At 75.3% G+C, this 17,859-nt stretch carries 18 protein-coding genes; 13 read left to right on the forward strand and 5 right to left on the reverse strand.

Going from position 1 to position 17,859, the window contains the following annotated elements; translation table 11 throughout:
* Nucleotides 1-7: 7 nt before the first annotated feature.
* The 3 genes from ACFVXK_RS01635 to ACFVXK_RS01645 all read left to right on the forward strand — a co-directional run bounded on the left by ACFVXK_RS01635 (nucleotide 8) and on the right by ACFVXK_RS01645 (nucleotide 2,126).
* Entirely contained in the window at nucleotides 8-790 is a 783-nt protein-coding gene (locus tag ACFVXK_RS01635; protein WP_389609318.1) for a thioesterase II family protein, read from the forward strand.
* On the forward strand, nucleotides 790-1,251 hold the full coding sequence (locus ACFVXK_RS01640; protein ID WP_389609319.1) for a hypothetical protein: 462 nt from the start codon (nucleotides 790-792) through the stop codon (nucleotides 1,249-1,251). The genes ACFVXK_RS01635 and ACFVXK_RS01640 overlap by 1 nt, the downstream gene beginning before the upstream one ends.
* A 119-nt stretch (nucleotides 1,252-1,370) precedes the next feature.
* Nucleotides 1,371-2,126: a thioesterase II family protein gene (locus ACFVXK_RS01645; protein WP_389609321.1), complete on the forward strand. Its 756-nt coding sequence runs from the start codon at nucleotides 1,371-1,373 to the stop codon at nucleotides 2,124-2,126.
* A 25-nt stretch (nucleotides 2,127-2,151) separates the two neighbouring features.
* On the opposite strand, the gene ACFVXK_RS01650 is transcribed toward ACFVXK_RS01645, so the two are convergent.
* Nucleotides 2,152-2,913 carry a GNAT family N-acetyltransferase gene (locus ACFVXK_RS01650; RefSeq protein ID WP_389609323.1) on the reverse strand — a complete coding sequence of 254 codons (762 nt, stop codon included), beginning with the start codon at nucleotides 2,911-2,913 and terminating at the stop codon, nucleotides 2,152-2,154.
* A gap of 80 nt (nucleotides 2,914-2,993) precedes the next feature.
* Here ACFVXK_RS01650 and ACFVXK_RS01655 point away from each other — a divergent pair, with 80 nt between their 5' ends.
* Nucleotides 2,994-3,956, forward strand: a complete 963-nt coding sequence (locus tag ACFVXK_RS01655; protein ID WP_389609325.1) for a phosphotransferase family protein — start codon at nucleotides 2,994-2,996, stop codon at nucleotides 3,954-3,956.
* Here the strand turns inward: ACFVXK_RS01655 and ACFVXK_RS01660 are convergent.
* Nucleotides 3,947-5,533, reverse strand: a complete 1,587-nt coding sequence (locus ACFVXK_RS01660; protein ID WP_389609327.1) for an AMP-binding protein — start codon at nucleotides 5,531-5,533, stop codon at nucleotides 3,947-3,949. The two genes, ACFVXK_RS01655 and ACFVXK_RS01660, sit on opposite strands and share 10 nt — an antisense overlap.
* A 72-nt stretch (nucleotides 5,534-5,605) precedes the next feature.
* Between ACFVXK_RS01660 and ACFVXK_RS01665 the strand changes: the two genes are divergently transcribed.
* Nucleotides 5,606-6,520, forward strand: coding sequence for a LysR family transcriptional regulator (locus tag ACFVXK_RS01665; RefSeq protein ID WP_389609329.1), 915 nt, complete (start codon nucleotides 5,606-5,608; stop codon nucleotides 6,518-6,520).
* A 48-nt stretch (nucleotides 6,521-6,568) separates the two neighbouring features.
* Here the strand turns inward: ACFVXK_RS01665 and ACFVXK_RS01670 are convergent, their stop codons facing one another.
* A complete protein-coding gene (locus tag ACFVXK_RS01670) occupies nucleotides 6,569-7,051 on the reverse strand; it encodes an Lrp/AsnC family transcriptional regulator (RefSeq protein WP_389609331.1) in 483 nt (160 codons plus the stop codon).
* Nucleotides 7,052-7,217: 166 nt separating this feature from the next.
* Between ACFVXK_RS01670 and ACFVXK_RS01675 the strand changes: the two genes are divergently transcribed.
* From ACFVXK_RS01675 to ACFVXK_RS01710, 8 genes are all read left to right on the forward strand, one after another.
* Nucleotides 7,218-8,225, forward strand: coding sequence for an EamA family transporter (locus ACFVXK_RS01675; protein WP_389609333.1), 1,008 nt, complete (start codon nucleotides 7,218-7,220; stop codon nucleotides 8,223-8,225).
* A complete protein-coding gene (locus ACFVXK_RS01680) occupies nucleotides 8,218-9,414 on the forward strand; it encodes an aromatic amino acid transaminase (protein WP_389609335.1) in 1,197 nt (398 codons plus the stop codon). Before ACFVXK_RS01675 ends, ACFVXK_RS01680 begins: the two co-directional genes overlap by 8 nt.
* A 130-nt stretch (nucleotides 9,415-9,544) precedes the next feature.
* Nucleotides 9,545-10,159, forward strand: a complete 615-nt coding sequence (locus ACFVXK_RS01685; RefSeq protein ID WP_389609337.1) for a hypothetical protein — start codon at nucleotides 9,545-9,547, stop codon at nucleotides 10,157-10,159.
* Entirely contained in the window at nucleotides 10,156-11,364 is a 1,209-nt protein-coding gene (locus ACFVXK_RS01690; protein WP_389609339.1) for an MAB_1171c family putative transporter, read from the forward strand. The genes ACFVXK_RS01685 and ACFVXK_RS01690 overlap by 4 nt, the downstream gene beginning before the upstream one ends.
* Nucleotides 11,361-12,320, forward strand: coding sequence for a DNA-binding protein (locus tag ACFVXK_RS01695; RefSeq protein WP_389609341.1), 960 nt, complete (start codon nucleotides 11,361-11,363; stop codon nucleotides 12,318-12,320). Before ACFVXK_RS01690 ends, ACFVXK_RS01695 begins: the two co-directional genes overlap by 4 nt.
* A 96-nt stretch (nucleotides 12,321-12,416) precedes the next feature.
* A complete protein-coding gene (locus ACFVXK_RS01700) occupies nucleotides 12,417-12,902 on the forward strand; it encodes a DUF3574 domain-containing protein (protein ID WP_389609343.1) in 486 nt (161 codons plus the stop codon).
* A gap of 164 nt (nucleotides 12,903-13,066) precedes the next feature.
* Nucleotides 13,067-15,130: a SpoIIE family protein phosphatase gene (locus tag ACFVXK_RS01705; protein WP_389609345.1), complete on the forward strand. Its 2,064-nt coding sequence runs from the start codon at nucleotides 13,067-13,069 to the stop codon at nucleotides 15,128-15,130.
* Between the two features lie 131 nt (nucleotides 15,131-15,261).
* Nucleotides 15,262-15,771, forward strand: coding sequence for an SgcJ/EcaC family oxidoreductase (locus ACFVXK_RS01710; RefSeq protein ID WP_389609347.1), 510 nt, complete (start codon nucleotides 15,262-15,264; stop codon nucleotides 15,769-15,771).
* On the opposite strand, the gene ACFVXK_RS01715 is transcribed toward ACFVXK_RS01710, so the two are convergent.
* The gene (locus ACFVXK_RS01715; protein ID WP_389609349.1) at nucleotides 15,734-17,182 is read right to left on the reverse strand and encodes a sensor histidine kinase; all 1,449 of its coding nucleotides are present in this window, start codon (nucleotides 17,180-17,182) and stop codon (nucleotides 15,734-15,736) included. The two genes, ACFVXK_RS01710 and ACFVXK_RS01715, sit on opposite strands and share 38 nt — an antisense overlap.
* A complete protein-coding gene (locus ACFVXK_RS01720) occupies nucleotides 17,179-17,853 on the reverse strand; it encodes a response regulator transcription factor (RefSeq protein ID WP_389609351.1) in 675 nt (224 codons plus the stop codon). The genes ACFVXK_RS01715 and ACFVXK_RS01720 overlap by 4 nt, the downstream gene beginning before the upstream one ends.
* Nucleotides 17,854-17,859 lie beyond the last annotated feature (6 nt).

Raw genomic sequence — 17,859 nt, forward strand, 5'->3', positions numbered from 1 at the left:
GGGGACCTTGAGCATCTGCGTCCTGCGCGGCCGGTCGACGGCCGCCGTGGAACCCGCTGAACTGACCCTGATCCTCCTGCACCACGCGGGAGGGTCGGCGGGCAGCTTCGTGCCCCTGCTGCCCCACCTCCCCGAGAGCTGGCGGATCCTGGCCCCCGAGCTGCCGGCGCGGGCGACCGCGCCCCGGCAGCCGGTCTGCCCGAGCGTCACGAGCGCGGTGGACTCGTTCGCCGAGGAGCTGACCGGACAACTCGCCGGCCCCTACGCGGTCTTCGGCCACTGCCTCGGCTCGCTGATCGCCTTCGAGCTCGTCCACGCCCTCGCCGCACGGGGACACCGACGGCCCCTGTGGGTCGGCGTGTCGGGGAGCCCGGCGCCGCGACTGGTCGTCCCCGAACCGGCCGGCGGCCGGCCCGAGGACTGGACGCGCGAGCAGTACGTCGCGTACATGCGCTGGCTGGGCGCCACCCCCGAGGAGCTGTGGAACAACACCCTCCTCGCGGACCGCATGATCACCGCACTGCGCAACGACCTCGTCGTGAACCACGGATACCGGTACCAGGACCGCACGCCCCTGGCCTCCCCCCTCTCCGTGATGAGAGGGGAGGGCGATCCGCTGGTCACCGCCGAGGAGATGCGGCCGTGGGCCGACCACGCGGACACCACGGAGTTCCGCAGCTGGCCCGGGGACCACTTCTACCTCTTCGACCGCGCCCCGGAGGTGTCCGCCGGCATCGTCGGCGCCATCACCGCGGCAGCCGCCCGTACCGAGACGACAGGAGTCCGCTGATGGCGACCCGATCCGCCCGCGCCGTATGGCGGGGCCCCCTGTTCGGTGAACGGCCGCAGGACGCCGGGGAGGGGTCGGTCTCCCTCGACTCGGTCGGCGCCGGCCTGCCGATGCGGTGGAGCAGCCGGATCTCCGAGCCCGCCGGGGAGAGCACCCCGGAGGAGCTGGTGGCGGCCGCGCTGGCCATGGACTACGCGCAGTGCCTGACCCACAAGCTGGAGGAGCGCGGTCACCTCGCCCGGGAGCTCGACGTCGAGGCCACCCTCCACCTGGAGCTCGTCGAACCCGGACGCCACTCCCTCACCTCGGGCTCCCTGACCGTGCGCGGCGACGCGGACCTGCCGCCGGAGCTGTTCCGGGAACTGTCCCTGACCGCCCACCGGGAGTGCTTCCTCGTCATCGCCCTGGACCTGCCCGTCTCGGTCCGGGCGACCCTGTCCGCACCGTCGGACACGCCGTAGGGCACGGGCCGGAGGCCGGGTCCGCGCGGGTTCGCCGCGTGGACCCGCCCGGCCTCCGGGGCAGACCCCGTGAACGAGGACGACCACACGACCGACGCGACGACGAGGTGCACACGAGCATGACCACCGGCCTGGAAGCCGACACGTGGTTCCGCAGGTACCGCGCGGCGGGAACACCCCGCCGCCGCCTGCTGATCCTGCCGCACGCGGGAGGCTCCGCGAACTTCTTCCACCCCTGGGGCCGCGCCTTCGACGACGGCACGGAGGTCCTGGTGGGGAAGTACCCCGGCCGCTACGAACGGCTGGCCGACCCCTTCGTCGACACCATGGACGAGCTCGCCGACCGGGTGACCGCCGCACTGCTGCCCCTCGCGGACCTGCCCCTGACGCTCTTCGGCCACAGCATGGGCGCCTCCCTGGCCTACGAGGTGGTGCGGCGTCTGGAACAGCGGCACGCCGTCCGGCCCGCCGCCCTCCACGTCTCCAGCCGCGAGGCCCCGCACCGGGTGCCTCCCCGGGACCTCTACCGCGGGGACGACGCGGCGCTGATCGCCGAACTGCGCAGGCTCGGCGGGACCGACTCCGCCCTCCTGGACGACCCGGACGTCCAGGAGTTCGTCCTGCCGTCGCTGCGGGCGGACCTCACCGTCGCGGACACCTACGGCCCGCGCCCGGCCGCCCCGGTCGGCTGCCCGGTCCACGCCTGGATCGGCGACGCGGACCCGTCCCTGCCGCCGGGAGAGATGAAGGCCTGGGCCGATGTCGCGCCCGCCGGATTCCGGCTGCGGGTCCTGCCCGGCGGTCACTTCTACCTGGTCGAACAGCGCGAGGCGCTGCTGAGCGAGCTCGCGGGGCGGCTCGCCGCCCCGGTCTGAGGCCGCCCCGGCCCGGGCGCCGGCGTCAGGTCCGCTCGAAGCCGTGGTGGCGGCCGATCACGGTGAAGCCGCGGCGCTCGTACCAGTGGCGCGGCCAGTCGTCCGCGTCGGCGGTCAGGAAACGCGTGGCGCAGTGCGCGTCGGCGGCCCCGCGCAGGGCGGTGGCCAGCACCGCGTCGGCGTAGCCCTTCCCGAGGTGGAGCTCGGAGGTGATCAGGTCCTCGATCTGGGCCGTGCCCGAGGCGGTGTCCACGTAGAGGTCGGCCCACGAGGCGACCTCGCCCTCCGGGGTGCGGGCCCCGATGAACCGCACGGTGTCCGCCCCGCGCCGGGCGGTCTCCCGCCGGTCCACGAGCTGGCGGATCACCTCCTCGCCGACGTCGGGCAGATAGCCGCGCCAGCGGCGGGCCAGCGGAGCGCGGAGCGCCTCCAGGTCCACCTCCTCGGCGCCGCCGCCGACCGGTACCGGGCCCTGGTGCAGCATGACCAGATAGGTGGAGCGGGTGTACCCGGCCCGCACCAGCGGTCCGGCGCAGGCCTCGCCGACCTCGTCGTCCAGGACCGTGACCAGGCGGTGCGACAGGTGCCCCATGACCCCGTCGACCAGGGCCGGCAGCGCCTCGGGATCCGGCGCCCCGTCGACGACGACGTGGTTGTTGGAGTAGGACAGCGCGAACTCGTCGTCGAGCGCGGCGAAACCGCCGGGGAACGCGACGGTCCGCCCCGCCCTGCGGCGCGCGAAGGCCACGAGGAAGGTGTTGATCTGGTGCATCTGCGAGCCGGCCATGGGGCGAGCCTAGGCGCCCGGACCCCGTGACCGCCGCCGAATTTCCCCCGGTCCGTGGCTCGTACAACTAGGGTGGCGCCGTGGAGACGTCAGTGGAGACCGAAGAGGACTGGGCGGCCACGCGCGCCTGGGTGGAGAAGACGCTGTCCGGCGGTGAGCGCGTCCGAGGCGCCTCCCTGCTGCGGGGCGGATGGACCTCGCGGATGCGCGGACTGGAGCTGACGGGCGGGCCCGCGGGTCCGAGGACACTGGTGCTGCGCTCCTTCGTCCGCCCGTTCTACCTCCGGGCCGCCGAAGGGCTGCTGACGCGCGAGGCGGACGTCCTGCGGCTGCTCGCCGGCACGGACGTGCCCGCCGCGGCCTTCGTGGCCGTGGACGCGACGGCCGAGCACTGCGACCACCCCTCGCTGCTGATGTCCCTGCTGCCGGGAACCGTCCGGCTCGACGGCGAGGAGGCGGACCGGCGCGCCGACCTGATGGCCCGTCAACTGCTGGCCGTCCACCGGCTGGAGGTGGACGAGCGGGACCGGCCCCGCGCCTACCAGGCGTGGACCTCCCCCGAGCGGGTCGCCGTGCCCGCGCACACCCGCCGGCCGGAGCTGTGGCGGCGGGCCGTGGACGTCATCCGCCGCGAACCCCCGCGGTACCGGGCCTGCTTCCTGCACCGGGACTTCCACCCCGGCAACGTCCTCTTCGAGGGCACGGGCGCGGAGCTGCGGATCGGCGGGGTCGTCGACTGGGTGGAGACCTCCTGGGGCCCGGCCGACCTCGACGTGGCCCACTGCTCGACCGCCCTGGCCCTGCTGCACGGGGTGCCGGCGGGCATGGGCTTCGCCGACCGCTACCTCGCGGCGGGCGGGACCCTGGCCGAGGACCCGGCCGACCACCTCCACTGGCGGCTGCTCGACGCGCTGGCCTTCGCCCCGGACGCCGAGAAGGTCGCCGTCCCCTGGCGCGCGCTGGGCCGGACCGACCTCACCCCGGCGGTGACGGCGGGCCGGCTCGAGGACTACCTCGACGCCCTCTTCACGCGCTACGGCTGAGCCGGGGGCGGCCCGCCCGCCGCCCCGAGGACCGCCGCCAGCAGCCGCTTGTCCGGCTTGCCGACCTCGGTCAGGGGGATCCGGTCCACGGTGTGCACGGCCCGGGGCGCGTACATCGCGCCCTTGTGCCGGGTCACGTACTCCCGGATCACCCCGGCTCCCGCGTCCCGCCCCGGGACGGGCACGACCGCGGCGTGCACCTCCTCGGTCCCGTCCGCCCGGCGCACCCCGAACACCGCGCAGCGGGCGACGGCGGGATGGGCGAGGAGCAGCTCCTCCACCTCCGCCGGGTGGACGTGCCCGCCGACCACGACGACCTGGCCCCCGAGCCGGTCCACGACGAACAGGTGCCCCGAGGCGTCGAGGCAGCCGACGTCCCCGGTACGGATCCAGCCGTCGCGCAGCACCTCGGCGGTCGCACCGGGCCGCCGCCAGTACCCGCTCATCGTCATCGGCGTCCGCACGACGATCTCCCCCGCCTCCCCGGCGGGCAGGGGCCGCCCGTCCGCACCGCGGATCTCGATGGTGACGCCGGGCGCGGCCCGCCCGGCCGTCGGCCGGCCCCCGGGGCCCGTCACCCCGTGCTCGTGCGGCAGCACCTCGGCGATGTTGCCCGCCTCCGTCTGCCCGTACCAGCCGTGCAGCACCGGCCCGAACGCCCGGGCCGCCTCCCGCAGCCGCCCCGCCGAAGCGGCGGTGCCGCCGTAGAAGACGCGCCGCAGGGCGGACAGGTCGGCCGCCGGGCGGTCCGGATGGTCCAGCAGCTCGTAGAGCAGGGGCGGCAGCAGCCAGACGTCCGTGACCCGCTCACCGGCCAGGGCGGCGAGCACCTCGCCCGCCTCGAACGCGGGCCGGAGCACCACCGTGCCGCCCGCCAGCAGGGTGATGTCCGCCAGGATGCCGGCCATGTGCGCGAGCGGGGTGCAGGCGAGCGCCCGGGGCCGGCTCCCGGCCGGGATCCGGCCCGCGTAGAGGGCCAGCGCCCCGGCGTACGGGCCGTGCGCCATCCGGACGCCCTTGGGGATCCCGGTGGTGCCGCCGGTGAACCGGACGCACCAGTCGTCCCCGGGCCGCGCCGCGCCCGCCACCGGCCGCAGCGGCCGCAGTGCCGCGGCCGCCGTGACGTCCTCGAAGTCCGGGGAGGGCCCCAGCGACAGCACGGAGGGCACCGCCCCCCGGGCGAGCAGCTCCCCGGCGGCGGCCTCCGCTCCGGGTGCCGTCAGCAGTGTCACGGGCTCGACGCCGCGCGCGATCCGGGCCCGGGCCTCCGCCGCCATGCCCTCGCCCAGGAACACCACCCGGGCGCCGAGCAGGTTCACCGCGTACCGGGCGATGAGCGCCCCGGGCTGATTTCCCGTCAGGAAGGCGACGGAGGAGCCCCGTCCGACACCGCGCCCCGCCAGCTCCGCAGCCGTCCGCAGCACCCCCGCGCGGAACTCCCCGGCGCGGACGGCGCCTCCGTCGGCGGGGACCAGGACCTCCCGCCCGGGGTCGCGCGCCAGCACCTCCAGCACGGCCTCCACGTAACTCGTGTACGCCTCGCGTCCGTCGGGCCTCTTCTCGGTGTTCTCGGTCATGTCCGCAGGCTAGGAGCGCACCGCTCATGCGGTCCAAGACCGGTTCGGCCATGTAAGGATGCCCCCACCGTTATGAAGGGGGACACCGCGATGGACCTGCTCGCCCTGCGCTGCTTCCAGGTCGTCGCACGCCACGAGCACATCAGCCGGGCCGCCGCCGAACTGCGCGTGGCCCAGCCCTCGGTGAGCCGCACCGTCGCCCGCCTGGAAGCCGAGCTCGGCGTGGACCTCTTCGAGCGCCGCGGCCGCCGCATCCGCCTGGGCCGGCACGGCGCCGCCTTCCTGCGCCGCGTCGACCGGGCGCTGGCCGAACTGGAGGACGGCCGCCGAGAACTGGCGGAGGCGGCCGGCGCCGGAAGCGGCGGTCTGACGGTGGCCTCCGAGACCCTGATGACCCTGGCCGCGCTCCTGCCGGGCTGGCGCCGGGCCCGCCCGGGCGTGGACCTGCGGCTGCGCCAGTGCCCCGCCGACGCGATGGCGCACCTGCTGCGCACCCGCGGGGCGGACCTCTGCCTGGCCTCCGAGCCGCTCACCGGGCCGGGACTGGAGTCGGTCGAGCTGCTGCGCGAGGAGGTGCTGCTCGCCGTACCCGACGGGCACCGGCTGGCCGGGCGGGAGGACGTCGCCGTGGCGGAGCTGGCGGGGGAGCCGTTCCTCACCCCCGGGCCGGGGCACTGGCAGCGGGAACTCGCCGACCGGCTGTTCGCCCGGGCCGGGCTGCGGCCCGCCGTCGTCTGCGAGGGGAACGAGCCGGGCGCGCTCCTGGACCTGGTCGGCGCGGGCCTCGGGGTCGCCCTGCTCCCGGCGATGGCCCGGGACGCCGGTCTGCGCGCGGACGTCACCTGGGCCCGGCTGGCGGACGACGGGGCCCGGCGGGTGCTGTGGCTCGTCCGCGACCGCGAGGCCTTCGCACCCGCCGCCGTCCGGGACTTCGCCGCCTTCGCCGTCGCCCACTTCACGGCGGCGCCCGCCGCCCGGGAGGCCTGAGGGCACCGGGCCGCCGGACGGGCCGCCGGACGAGCCGCCAGGCGGGCGTCAGACGGTCCGGGCGGCGGTGCCCGGGGTGGGCCGCGGGTAGGTGAGGGACCGCTTGACGCTGCCGAACGCGAAGCTCGACTCGATCGAGGCGATCCCGGGGATGGCGTGGATCCGGTGGCGGACCAGGGCCTCGTACGCCTCCAGGTCCTCGATCACCACGCGCAGCAGGTAGTCGCTGCTGCCCGCCATCAGATAGCAGTCCTGGATGTGCTCGATCACCGCCACGTGCTGCTCGAACTCGGCGACCGCCTCCTTGGTGTGCCGCTCCAGGCGGATCCGGACGAAGACGGTGATCGGCAGCCCGAACGCCACCTGGTCCACCACCGCCGTGTAGCCGCGGATCAGCCCCGCCTCCTCCAGCCGGCGGACCCGGCGCAGGCACGGCGAGGGGGACAGCCGCACCCGGTCGGCGAGGTCCTGGTTGGACAGCCGCCCGTCCGCCTGCAGCTCCCGGATGATCTGGAGGTCGACGGCGTCCATGTCCACTCCCGCGGTTCCTCGGCGCCCTCTTCGGCGATTCTTGGCAGATCCTGCCCCAAACGTATGTCCGAGCGGCAGAACTGGCAATCGGCTGCCCCGGCCCACGCCCTAACGTTGCCGGTGAACGGGCCGGACCGGTCCGCTCTCACAGGCTGGAGTCCCTTCCTTGGTCGCGACCAACACCACCGGCGCGTCCGCGCCTGTCGAACCGGCGGGCCCGCCGGCCGGAAACACCGGCCGGTTCGGGCTCTCCCCGAACGGCGAGGGCATGCTCGCCCTCGCCGTGACCGTGGCCATCTGGGCCGCCTTCGCGCTCAGCGCCCGCGCCCTGAGCGCCTCCACCCTGCTGCCCGCCGACGCCGCCCTGCTGCGCTTCGGCGTCCCCCTCCTCGTCCTGGCCCCCGCCCTGTGGCGGCGCAGGCGCGCGATCGCCGCGGTCCGCCCCGGCGCCGCCCTGAAGATCGTCTGCGGGGCGGGGGTGCCCTTCTTCCTCGCGGCCATGCACGGCGGCTCCCTGACCTCGGCGGCATTCGTCGGCTCGATCGTCCCCGGGATGGTCCCGCTGTTCGTCTCCGCCCTGATGGCCGCCCGCGGCCGCGGACTGCCCCGGGGCGCCCAGGCGGCCGGGCTGGCGCTGATCGCGGCCGGCGTGGCCGCCCTGGTCTGGCGCTACGTCGTCCCCGTCGACGCCGCCGTACTGGAGGGGACCGGCACCCTGCTCGTGGCCAGCGGCCTGTGGGCCCTCTACACGGTGGGGCTGCGCGAGGTGGAGCTCGACCCCGTCGGCTCGATCGGCCTGCTGTGCCTGCCCTCGTTCGCCGTGATCGCGCTGCTGGTCCTCACCGGGGTCCTCCCGACGGGCCTGGCGCACGCGGCGGGCGCCGACATCGCCCTGTTCCTCGTGGTGCAGGGGCTCGGCGTCGGACTGTGCGCGGGCCTGCTGTACGCCTTCGCCATCCGCCGGCTCGGCGCCGAACGCAGCTCCGCCGTCGGCAGCCTCAGTCCCGTCGCCGTGGTCCTGCTCGCCGTCCCCGTGCTCGGGGAGTCCCCGACCGCCGCCGTACTCGTCGGCGTCCCCCTGATCACCGCCGGCGTCGTCCTCGCCAACCGGCGCCCCGGCCCCCGGCCCCGTCCCTCCGCCCGCCCCCGTCCCGAGGTCCCCGCAGATGCTTGAGCTCCTCCCCCCGCCGCCCACCGACCCGCTGTGGGACCTGACGTACGAGTTCGGCTCCGACGAGCGGGCCGAGCGGCTGAACCTGGTGCTCGGCGTCTACCGCGACCACACGGGCCGCACGCCGGTCATGGCCGCCGTCCGCGAGGCGGAGATACGGCTCGCCGACCGCTCCGAGTCCAAGGAGTACCGGGGCCTGTCCGGCAACTCCGCCTTCAACCGGGCCCTGCTCACCCTGGTCCTCGGCGACACCGGCCCGCAGGGCCCGGCCGGCCGGGCCGCGGCCGTCCAGACCGTCGCGGGCTCCGGCGCGCTGCGGCTGCTGGCCGACCTGATCTGCCGCACCCGCCCGGGCGCCACCGTGTGGATCAGCGACCCGGCGTACGTCAACCACCGCCCCATCCTGGAGGCGGCCGGGCTGGAGGTGCGCAGCTACGGCTGGCGCGACGCCGAGGGGCGCTTCGACGCGGCCGGCGTCCTGCGCGACCTCTCGGCGGCCGGCCGCGACGACGTGGTGCTGCTCCAGGGCTGCTGCCACAACCCCACCGGCGTCGACCCCGAGCCCGAGGACTGGGAGGCCCTGGCCGCGCTGGCGGCCCGCGACGGCTGGGTGCCGTTCGTCGACCTGGCCTACCACGGACTCGGCGACGGGCTGGAGGCCGACCTCGCGGCCACCCGCCTGCTCGCCGAGCGGGTGCCGGAGATGCTCATCGCCGTCAGCTGCTCGAAGAACTTCGGCCTCTACAGCGACCGCACCGGCTGCGCCATCGTCCTGGGCGCCTCGGAGCAGGCCGTGCGGCACGCCGAGACGGCCCTGCAGAACGCCGCCCGGACGCTGTACTCGATGCCGCCCGAGCACGGGGCCGCCGTCGTCACCACCGTCCTGGAGGACGAGGGGCTGCGGGCCGCCTGGCGGGCCGAGCTGGAGGTCATGCGCGGCCGCATCGAGGCCAACCGCACGAGCCTCGCCGCAGAACTGGCGGAGCTCGGCTGGGGCGCGCAGGCCGCCTCGCTCGCGCGGCAGCGGGGGATGTTCTCGATGCTGCCCCTGAGTCCCGGGGAGATGCTCCGGCTGCGCCGCGAGTACGCCGTCTACGGGACCACCGCCGGGCGGATCAACATCGCGGGCATCGAGGCCGGCCGGATCCCCTGCCTCGCGCGCGCGGTGGCGGGCGTACTCGCCGGCCGCTGACCGGACGGAGCGGTGCAGGTCGAAGGCCCCTGGAGAATGGCCGGATAGAACTCACAGAGAGCGGTGGGCAGTTGGCCGTGTGGCATCATGGCCGCGTTGTCGACCGCTGGGTTCGCCGGAGGACTGAGGGATGAAGTTACCTGGCTCCGCGTTACCGGCGTCGGAGGACCGCAGGCTCAGGCGGCGGCTGAAGAAGGTGCGCCGGACCTGCGAAGGGCTGCTCGCGGAATGGGGCATGGAGCACGGCTGCGGCATCGACGAGCTCCACGCGCACCTCAGCGAGCGGCGCGGGCGTCCCATCCACCTCATCCCGACGGCCTTCCCCGAACGCCACCTGTTCGGGATCTGGCTGAAAACGGATGACTTCGACATCATCGCCTTCGAGAAGGCGGCTTCGGCGTCGCACAAGGAACACATCATCGCCCACGAACTCGCCCATATCGCCTTCGACCACCAGGGGTCCCTGCAACTGGACCAGGCCGGTCCGGCAGCGCCGGAGCCGGAGGGGGCGGGCGGCGCGGGCGGGCTGTTCTCCGACGTCGACCCCGAGGCCGTGCGCGGCGTGCTGATGCGCTCCCGCTACAGCGACGACGAGGAGCAGGAGGCCGAGACCATGGCCTCACTGATCCTGGCCCGGGCCAACAAGCGCTGGACCGAGCCCGCCTGGGGGGTGCCGGAGGCGGCCGCCGAGATAGTGGCCCGGATAGAGAGCGGCCTGGGCAGGCCCGAGCAGGGGCCGGCGTGATCTACGCGATCCTCGCGTGGGTCTGTGCCTTCGTCGGCCTCGCGGCCTTCGCCTACCGGCTCCCGGACCTGCTGCGCCGACGGCACGACGTCGCCCTGTGGGCGCTGTGCACCTACTTCCTCTGCTCCGGGATCAGCTTCCTGGTCGACCTGGACCTGCTGCGGCTGCACATCTCCGCCTTCTTCGGGCTGCCGAACATCACCTCGCTGATCACCCAGTCGGCGGTCGTGGTGCTCACCGCCGCCCAGCAGGTGGTCCTCGTCTACTGGTCCTCGCCGCCCGCCGAGGCCCGCCGCATGGCCCGCCGCCGCGTCCTCGGCTTCGGCGGCGCGCTCGCCGTGCTCGTCGTCTCCTCCTTCTACGTCGGCCCCGTGGCCCACTCGGAGACGGCGACCTCGACGATCCTGCTCAGCATCCAGCACGGCGGATACGCCGTGTACATGTCCTTCTACCTGCTGATCTGCGCGGTCGGGCAGTTCGAGACCGTGCGCCTGTCGCTGCGCTTCACCACGATGGCCAACCGCCAGTGGCTCAAGGTCGGCATGCGCACCGTCACCGTCGGCGCCAGCATGATCCTCGTCTACTGCGTCACCCGCGGCGTCCAGATCGCCGGGACCCGCCTGGACTTCGACGGCAGCGCCCTCGACCCCATCCAGTGGACGGCCGGCAGCGTCGGCGCCCTCCTCCAGATCGCCGGCTGGACCATCCCCTCCTGGGGCATCCGCATCACCCGCGCCCGCGGCTGGATCCGCTCCTACCGCTCCTGGCGCCGGCTGCGGCCCCTGTGGTGGGCGCTCTACCAGGCCACGCCCGACATCGCCCTGGACCCGCCGCGCTCGCGGCTGCGCGACCTCGTACCGCCCCGCGACCCGCACTACCGCCTCTACCGCCGCGTCATCGAGATCCGCGACGGCCAGCTGATCCTGCGCACCTCCCTCTCCCTGGAGGACTTCTCCCGGGTGGCCCGCTCCCTGGACCTCCCCGAGGACCCGACCTCGCCCCTGGGTGAGGCCCTCCAGGTGCGCGCCGTCCTCGGCCGGCCCGCCGAGGAGCGGGCCGAGCGCGCCGACGCCTCCGAGATCCCCGCGCGGCCCCCGTACGAGGACTTCCGCGACGAGGTGGAGTGGCTGAGCCAGGTGGCCTCCTCCTTCAACCGGCTCGGCCAGGGCCGCCCCGGGCCGGTCGACGCGGGCCTGCCGTCATGACGGCACCCGGGCGGGAGGCGGGGGCCCCCGCAGACCCCGACGGCTCCGCAGACCCGGCAGCCCCCGCAGACCCCGACGGCCTGGTCCCCCTGGCCGCGGGGGCCGTCGCACGCCTGGTCGCCCTCGACGCCGGGCGGGGCGCGACCGCCGCCGTGGCGGCCGTACGGGAGGCCCTGCGACCGCTCCCGCAGCTGTCGGCCGCCCCGCACACCCTGCGCGGGCTCGGCCCCGACCCGCTCGCCGCCCTCGCCGAGCTGGCCGAGGTCATCGGCTGGATCCTCTTCGACGCGGGCCGCTACCGCCGCGCCCACCGGATGAACGCGCGGGCCCTGGCCCTGGCGGCCCTGTGCGGGGACCGCTGGACGGCCCGGCTCACCCTGCTCAACCACAGCATGCTCGCCACCCACACCGGCCACCCCCGGGCCGCCCTGGACGCCGCCGCCCGGGTGGCCGGGCCGCGCCCGCTGCCCGCCCGCGTCGCCGGCCTCGTCCTGATCCGCAGGGCCCACGCCACCGCCCTGCTCGGCGCGGACCGCGAACCCCTGCGGCTGATCGCCCGGGCCCAGAGCCGCTTCCTCGACGGGATCTCCCCCCGGGACCCGCACTGGGCGTGGTGGATCGACCAGACCGAGCTCCTCGGCCACCAGGGCTGGGTCCACGCCCGGCTGCGCCGCTGGGACCGGGCCATCCCGCTGCTGTACGAGGCCGCCACCGCCCCCGGCCCCTCCTACCGGCACCTGTTCACGGCCGAGCTCCTCGCGGCCTACGCGGGAGCCGGGGCCTGGCGGGAGGCGGAGGAGCTCATCGGGCGGATCGCCCCCCGGGCCGCCGCCATCGGATCGGTCCGCACGACCGAGACGCTGGCCGCCACCGCGGCCGGCCTGCACCACCGCCGAGGGGCCCCGGCCTCCCTGCGGGACGCGGCCGTCCACCTGCGGGAATCCCTGCCGGCCTAGGCCTGGGCCGCCCCCGGGCGGAACGGACCCGCCGGCCGGCCCCCACGACGCGCGACACGGACGCACCACCCACCACTTCACAGATCGGACGACGACATGCGCTCTCCACGGATCTCGACGCCCGCCGCCGGCCTGCTGGCCGCCGCGGCCCTCCTCTTCGCCTTCGGCGGCCCGGTGTCGCAGGCCGCCTTCGGCACGCCCACGGCCTCCGCCGCCGCCCCGGCCGCACAGCCCGCCGCCGACCTGCAGGGCACCCCGTACATCTCCACGCACCTCTACTTCGGCACGGGCCGGCACAACGGGAACCCGCCGATCACCGAGGCGGAGTTCAACAAGTTCCTCGCCGACGTCATCACCCCCCGGTTCCCCTCCGGGCTCACCCTCCAGGAGGGCCGGGGCCAGTGGCGGGACAAGGAGGGCGACATCAACAGCGAGAGATCGTACGAGCTCACCGTGATGTACCCGGTGCGCGAGGCCGCCGCCCGCAACGCCGACATCGAGTACATCCGCAAGCTGTACTGCAAGACCTGGGAGCTGGAGTCCGTGGGCCGGGCCGACGTCCGCGCCCAGGTCGACTTCTGACCGCCGCGGCGGACGCCCGGCGCCGGGGGAGCGGCCCCGGCACCGGGCGCCCCCGCGCGCGCCGCCGCGCCCCCGCCGTTCCGCCCCCGCCGCAGCGCCCCGCACCGAGCGCTCGGATAGGGTGAATCGGTACGAATCGGACCCCTCGGGGTGAGGTCGGTGCCTTGGACACGTACCAGTCGGCGAGCAGGGTGCCCGATCCGCCGGAAGCGGCCGTCGGGTACGCGGGCGTCCTGCGCGAGCTGCTGCCGATCGCCCTGTGGCGGGAGGACGCGGACGGCATCGTCGTGGAGTGGTCCCTGGCCGCCCAGGAGCTCCTGGGCCACCGCCCCGAGGAGATCCTCGGCCGCCCCGGCACCGCCGTCCTCGTCCCCGAGGCCAACCACGGGCTCGCCGACGACCTGACCCGCCGCGTCCAGGCGGGCGAGACCGTCGTCGGCACCCTGCCCGTGCGCCACCGCGACGGCCACCGGGTCGCCATGGAGATGTGGATCGTGCCCGCCGCCGACCCCCGCGGCCGCACGGGCGCCATGCTCATCGCCGTCGAGACCTCCCAGGTCCTGAGCATGCGCGACTCCCTCGCCGCCCTCCAGAGCCTCTTCACCCAGTCCCCGATCGGCCTCGCCACCCTCGGCCCCGACCTGCGCTTCCTGCGCGTCAACGACGCCCTCGCCCGGATGAACGGCGTCCCCGCCGCCGACCACCTGGGCCGGCGCCTCTCCGAGGTGGTCCCCGGAGTCAACGCCACCGCCCTGGAGGCCACCATGCGCCAGGTGCTGGAGCGGGGCACCGCCGTCCTCGACGTCCGCCGCACCGGCCGCACCCCCGCCGACCCCGGCCACGACCACACCTGGTCCTGCTCCTACGCCCCCCTCCTCGACGGCAGCGGCCGCACCCTCGGCCTGATCGCCTCCCTCATCGACATCACCGAAGGACAGCGCGCCCAGCTGGAGGCCGAACGCGCCCGCACCCGCTTCGCCCTCCTCGCCGAGGCCGGAACCCGCATCGGCACCACCCTCGACCTGGGCCGCACCGCCCAGGAGATCGTCGACCTGCTGGTCCCGCAGCTCGCCGACTCCGCCGACGTCCAGCTCCTCGAAGCCGTCCTCGACCCCGACGAGACCCACGCCGCGCCCGCCGCCGCCCACGGGGTCATGCGCCGCCTCGCCGCCACCTTCCCCGACCCCACCGCCCCCACCGCCCGCCTGGCCCCCGGCCAGACCCTCCAGATCCCCGCCGGCTCCGTCTACGAACGGGTCATCGCCGAGGGCGTGCCCATGAACCTCTACGCCTCCGACGTCCCCGCCCTGATCACCGACCCCCGCGCCGGCGCCCTGCGCGCCTACCTCGCCACCCTCGGCTCCGCCCGCATGGTCCCCCTCGTCGCCCGCGGCAAGGTGCTCGGCGCCGTCGCCGTCACCCGGCTGCGCAGCCGCGAGCCCTTCGACGCGCAGGACTGCGTGCTGATCGACGAACTCGTCGCCCGGGCCGCCCTCAACATCGACAACGCCCGCATGTACACCACCCAGCGGCACGCCGCCCTCACCCTCCAGCGCAGCCTCACCAACAGCGCCCTCCCCGACGTCCCCGGCCTCCAGCTCACCGGCCGCTACCTGCCCGCCAGCGACCACGACGTCGGCGGCGACTGGTACGACGTCATCCAGCTGCCCCGCGGCCGCACCGGCCTGGTCATCGGCGACGTCATGGGCCACGGCATCCACGCCGCCGCCGTCATGGGACAGCTGCGCACCGCCGTGCGCACCCTCGCCCGGCACGACGTGCCCCCCGCGCGGATGCTCCGCTCCCTGGACGCCGCCGTCCGCGACCTCGGCGAGGACGAGATGGCCACCTGCGTCTACGCCGTGCACGACGCGGCCACCGGCTGCTGCGTCATCGCCCGCGCCGGCCACCCGCCGCCGGCCGTGGTCGCCGCCGACGGCACCGTCGCCTTCCTCCAGGGGCCGCCCGGCACCCCGCTCGGCACCGGCGGCCAGGACTTCCGCACCGAGACGGTCCGGCTGCCCCCGGGCAGCCTCCTCGCCCTCTACACCGACGGGCTGATCGAGGCCCGCGACCGGGACCTCGACGAGGGCATGGACCGCCTCGCCCGCGCCCTGCGCCGGCCCGCCCGGCCGCTGGAGGAACTCTGCGACGGCATCCTGACCCGCCTGCTCCCCACCGCCCCCCAGGACGACGTCGCGGTCCTCCTGGCCCGCACCACGGCGTAGGCCGGTCCGTCCTGGCCGATCCTTGTCCGGCCACTGCACCTGCGCTGTACGGGGGCTAACCCTGCCCCCGCGAGAGTGGAACCACCCGAACGCAAGGACGTCCGGGGGAAGTTCACTCGAAGCAGGAGCCCATGAACCGTATATTCCGTACGCGTGCGGCCCGTACCGCCATCGCCGTGGCGGCCGCCGCCACCCTCACCGCGGGCATCGGCGCCGGTGTCGCACAGGCCGGCGACCGGGGGCCCGGCAAGCCCACCGAGCGCGAGATCGCCGCCCTCTTCGACCAGTGGAACGCGGCCCTCCAGACCGGCGACGCCGGCAAGGTGGCCGACCGCTACGCCCGCGACGCCGTCCTGCTGCCGACCGCCTCCCCGAAGATCCGCACCAACCGCGCCGAGATCAGCGACTACTTCGAGCACTTCCTCCAGAAGAAGCCCAAGGGCGAGAAGATCCGCTCGGTGATCAACGTCCTCGACGCGAACTCCGCCATCGACGCCGGTCTCTACCGCTTCCACCTCACCGACCCCAAGACCGGCGTCACCAAGCCCGTCGAGGCCCGCTACACGTACGAGTACGAGAAGCGCGGCGGCAAGTGGCTGATCGTCAACCACCACTCCTCGGTGCTCCCGGCCGAGGGCTGATCCACCGCGGCGCGGCCTCGGCCCCCGTCCGCAGGCTGATCCGCACGCACAGTCCGCCGCCCGGCGCGTCCCGCAGGGCCACGCTCCCGCCGTCGTCCGTCACCAGCTGCTTGACGATGGCCAGCCCCAGGCCCGAACCCGACCGGCCGGTCAGGCCCTGACCACGCCAGAACCGGTCGAACGCGCGGGACTGCTCGGCGGCGGACATGCCGGGCCCCTGGTCGAGGACCTCCAGCACCGTCTCCTCCGCCCCGGCCGCCCCACCCGCCTCCAGCCGCACCGTGATGGTCCCCCCGTCCGGGGACACCTCCAGCGCGTTGGACAGGACGTTGTCCAGCACCTGGTCGAGGTTGCCCGGCCCGGCCAGCACCCGCAGCCGGTCGTCCGCGTCCCCGGCCAGCACGATCGTCACCCCGCGCTCGTCCGCCGCCGGCCGCCACACACCCAGCCGCTCCGCCACCAGCTCCCGCAGCGCCAGCGGCTCGGGCACCGACACCTTGGCCTCCGCCCGGGCCAGCACCAGCAGCCCGCTGACCAGCCGGCTCATCCGCACGACCTCCGCCGTGGCCTGCTCCACGTCCTCGCGCACGAACGGGTCGTCCACCCCGTCCGCGATGTTGTCCAGCGACAGCCGCAGCGCCGTCAGCGGGGTGCGCAGCTGGTGCGAGGCGTCCGCGACGAAGATCCGCTGCGAGGCCACCAGCGTGTCGAGCCGCTCCGCGCCCTGGTTCAGGGTCCGCGCCAGGGTCTGCGTCTCCTGCGGGCCGGTCACGGGGGAGCGGGCCGTCAGATCGCCGTCGCCGAACCGGCTGGCCATCTCGTTCAGCTGGCGCAGCGGCTTCGTCAGCAGCCGCGCCACCACCGCGCCGATCGCCGCCGCGATCGCCAGCACCCCGACCGCCAGGACCGCCCGGAAACCCCAGATCCGCCACAGCCGGTCGGTCAGCGCCGCCGTCGCGTACCGCACGCGCACCGCCCCGACCACCTGCTCCGAACCGGCCCCCGCCCCCGGCCGCGCGTGCGCGGGCACCGTCACCACCAGCTCGGGCCCCCACACCCACCGCGACCCCCAGTCCACGGTGGTCCGGCCCTCCCGCAGCGCCGCCGTGAACGCCCGGTCGCCCGGGTGCGCCGCCGGCAGCAGCGGGGCCGCCGCGCCCCCGCCGGCCGCCACCACCTCCACCGTCCCCGGCGTCTCGTCCGCGTACGCCGCCGCCACCCGGGCCAGCGCCTGCCGCGAGGGCCCGTCACCGTTGCCCAGCAGCAGCGCCATCGTGGTCGCCTCGCGCCGCACGGACTCCTCGGTGTCCCCGCGCAGCTGGGCCGTCAGCGTGAACGCGACGGGCACGGTGAAGGCGGCCAGGGCCACGCCGACCAGCAGCACGTAGCTGATGATCAGCCGCTTGATCACGCCGGGTCCCCGGCCGGCACCAGCCGGAACCCCACCCCGCGCACCGCCTCGATGACCACCGCCCCGGCGAGCTTGCGCCGCAGCGCCGCCACGTGCACGTCCAGCGTCTTGGTCGGCCCGAACCAGTTGGCGTCCCAGACCGCCTCCATGATCTGCTCCCGGGACATCAGCGCCCCCGGCTCCTCGGTCAGGAAGGCCAGCAGGTCGTACTCCTTCGGCGTCAGCGCCACCTCCGCGCCGTCCAGCCGCACCCGCGCCGACTTCCGGTCGAGGGTCAGCCGGGACCCGTACCGCTGCGGCCCCTGCGGTTCGCTCTGGGGCCGGGCCCGGCGCATCACGGCCCGGATCCGGGCGATCACCTCGCGCACCCCGAACGGCTTGGAGACGTAGTCGTCCGCCCCGATCTCCAGCCCGACGACCCGGTCGGTCTCGTCGCTGCGCGCGCTGATCACGATGATCGGCACGTCCCCGCGCCCGCGCAGCTCCCGGCAGACGTCCAGCCCGTCCGTGTCGGGCAGCCCGAGGTCCAGCAGCACCAGGTCGTAGGGGGCGGTCACGGCCAGCGCCGCCGCCCCGGTGGTGACCCACTCCACCCCGAACCCGTAGCGCAGCAGACCGCGCCTGAGCGACTCCGCGACCGGCTCGTCGTCTTCCACCAGCAGAACGTCCACAAGCCG

The sequence above is a fragment of the Streptomyces sp. NPDC058157 genome, assembly GCF_042884105.1.
Classification (GTDB): Bacteria; Actinomycetota; Actinomycetes; order Streptomycetales; family Streptomycetaceae; genus Streptomyces.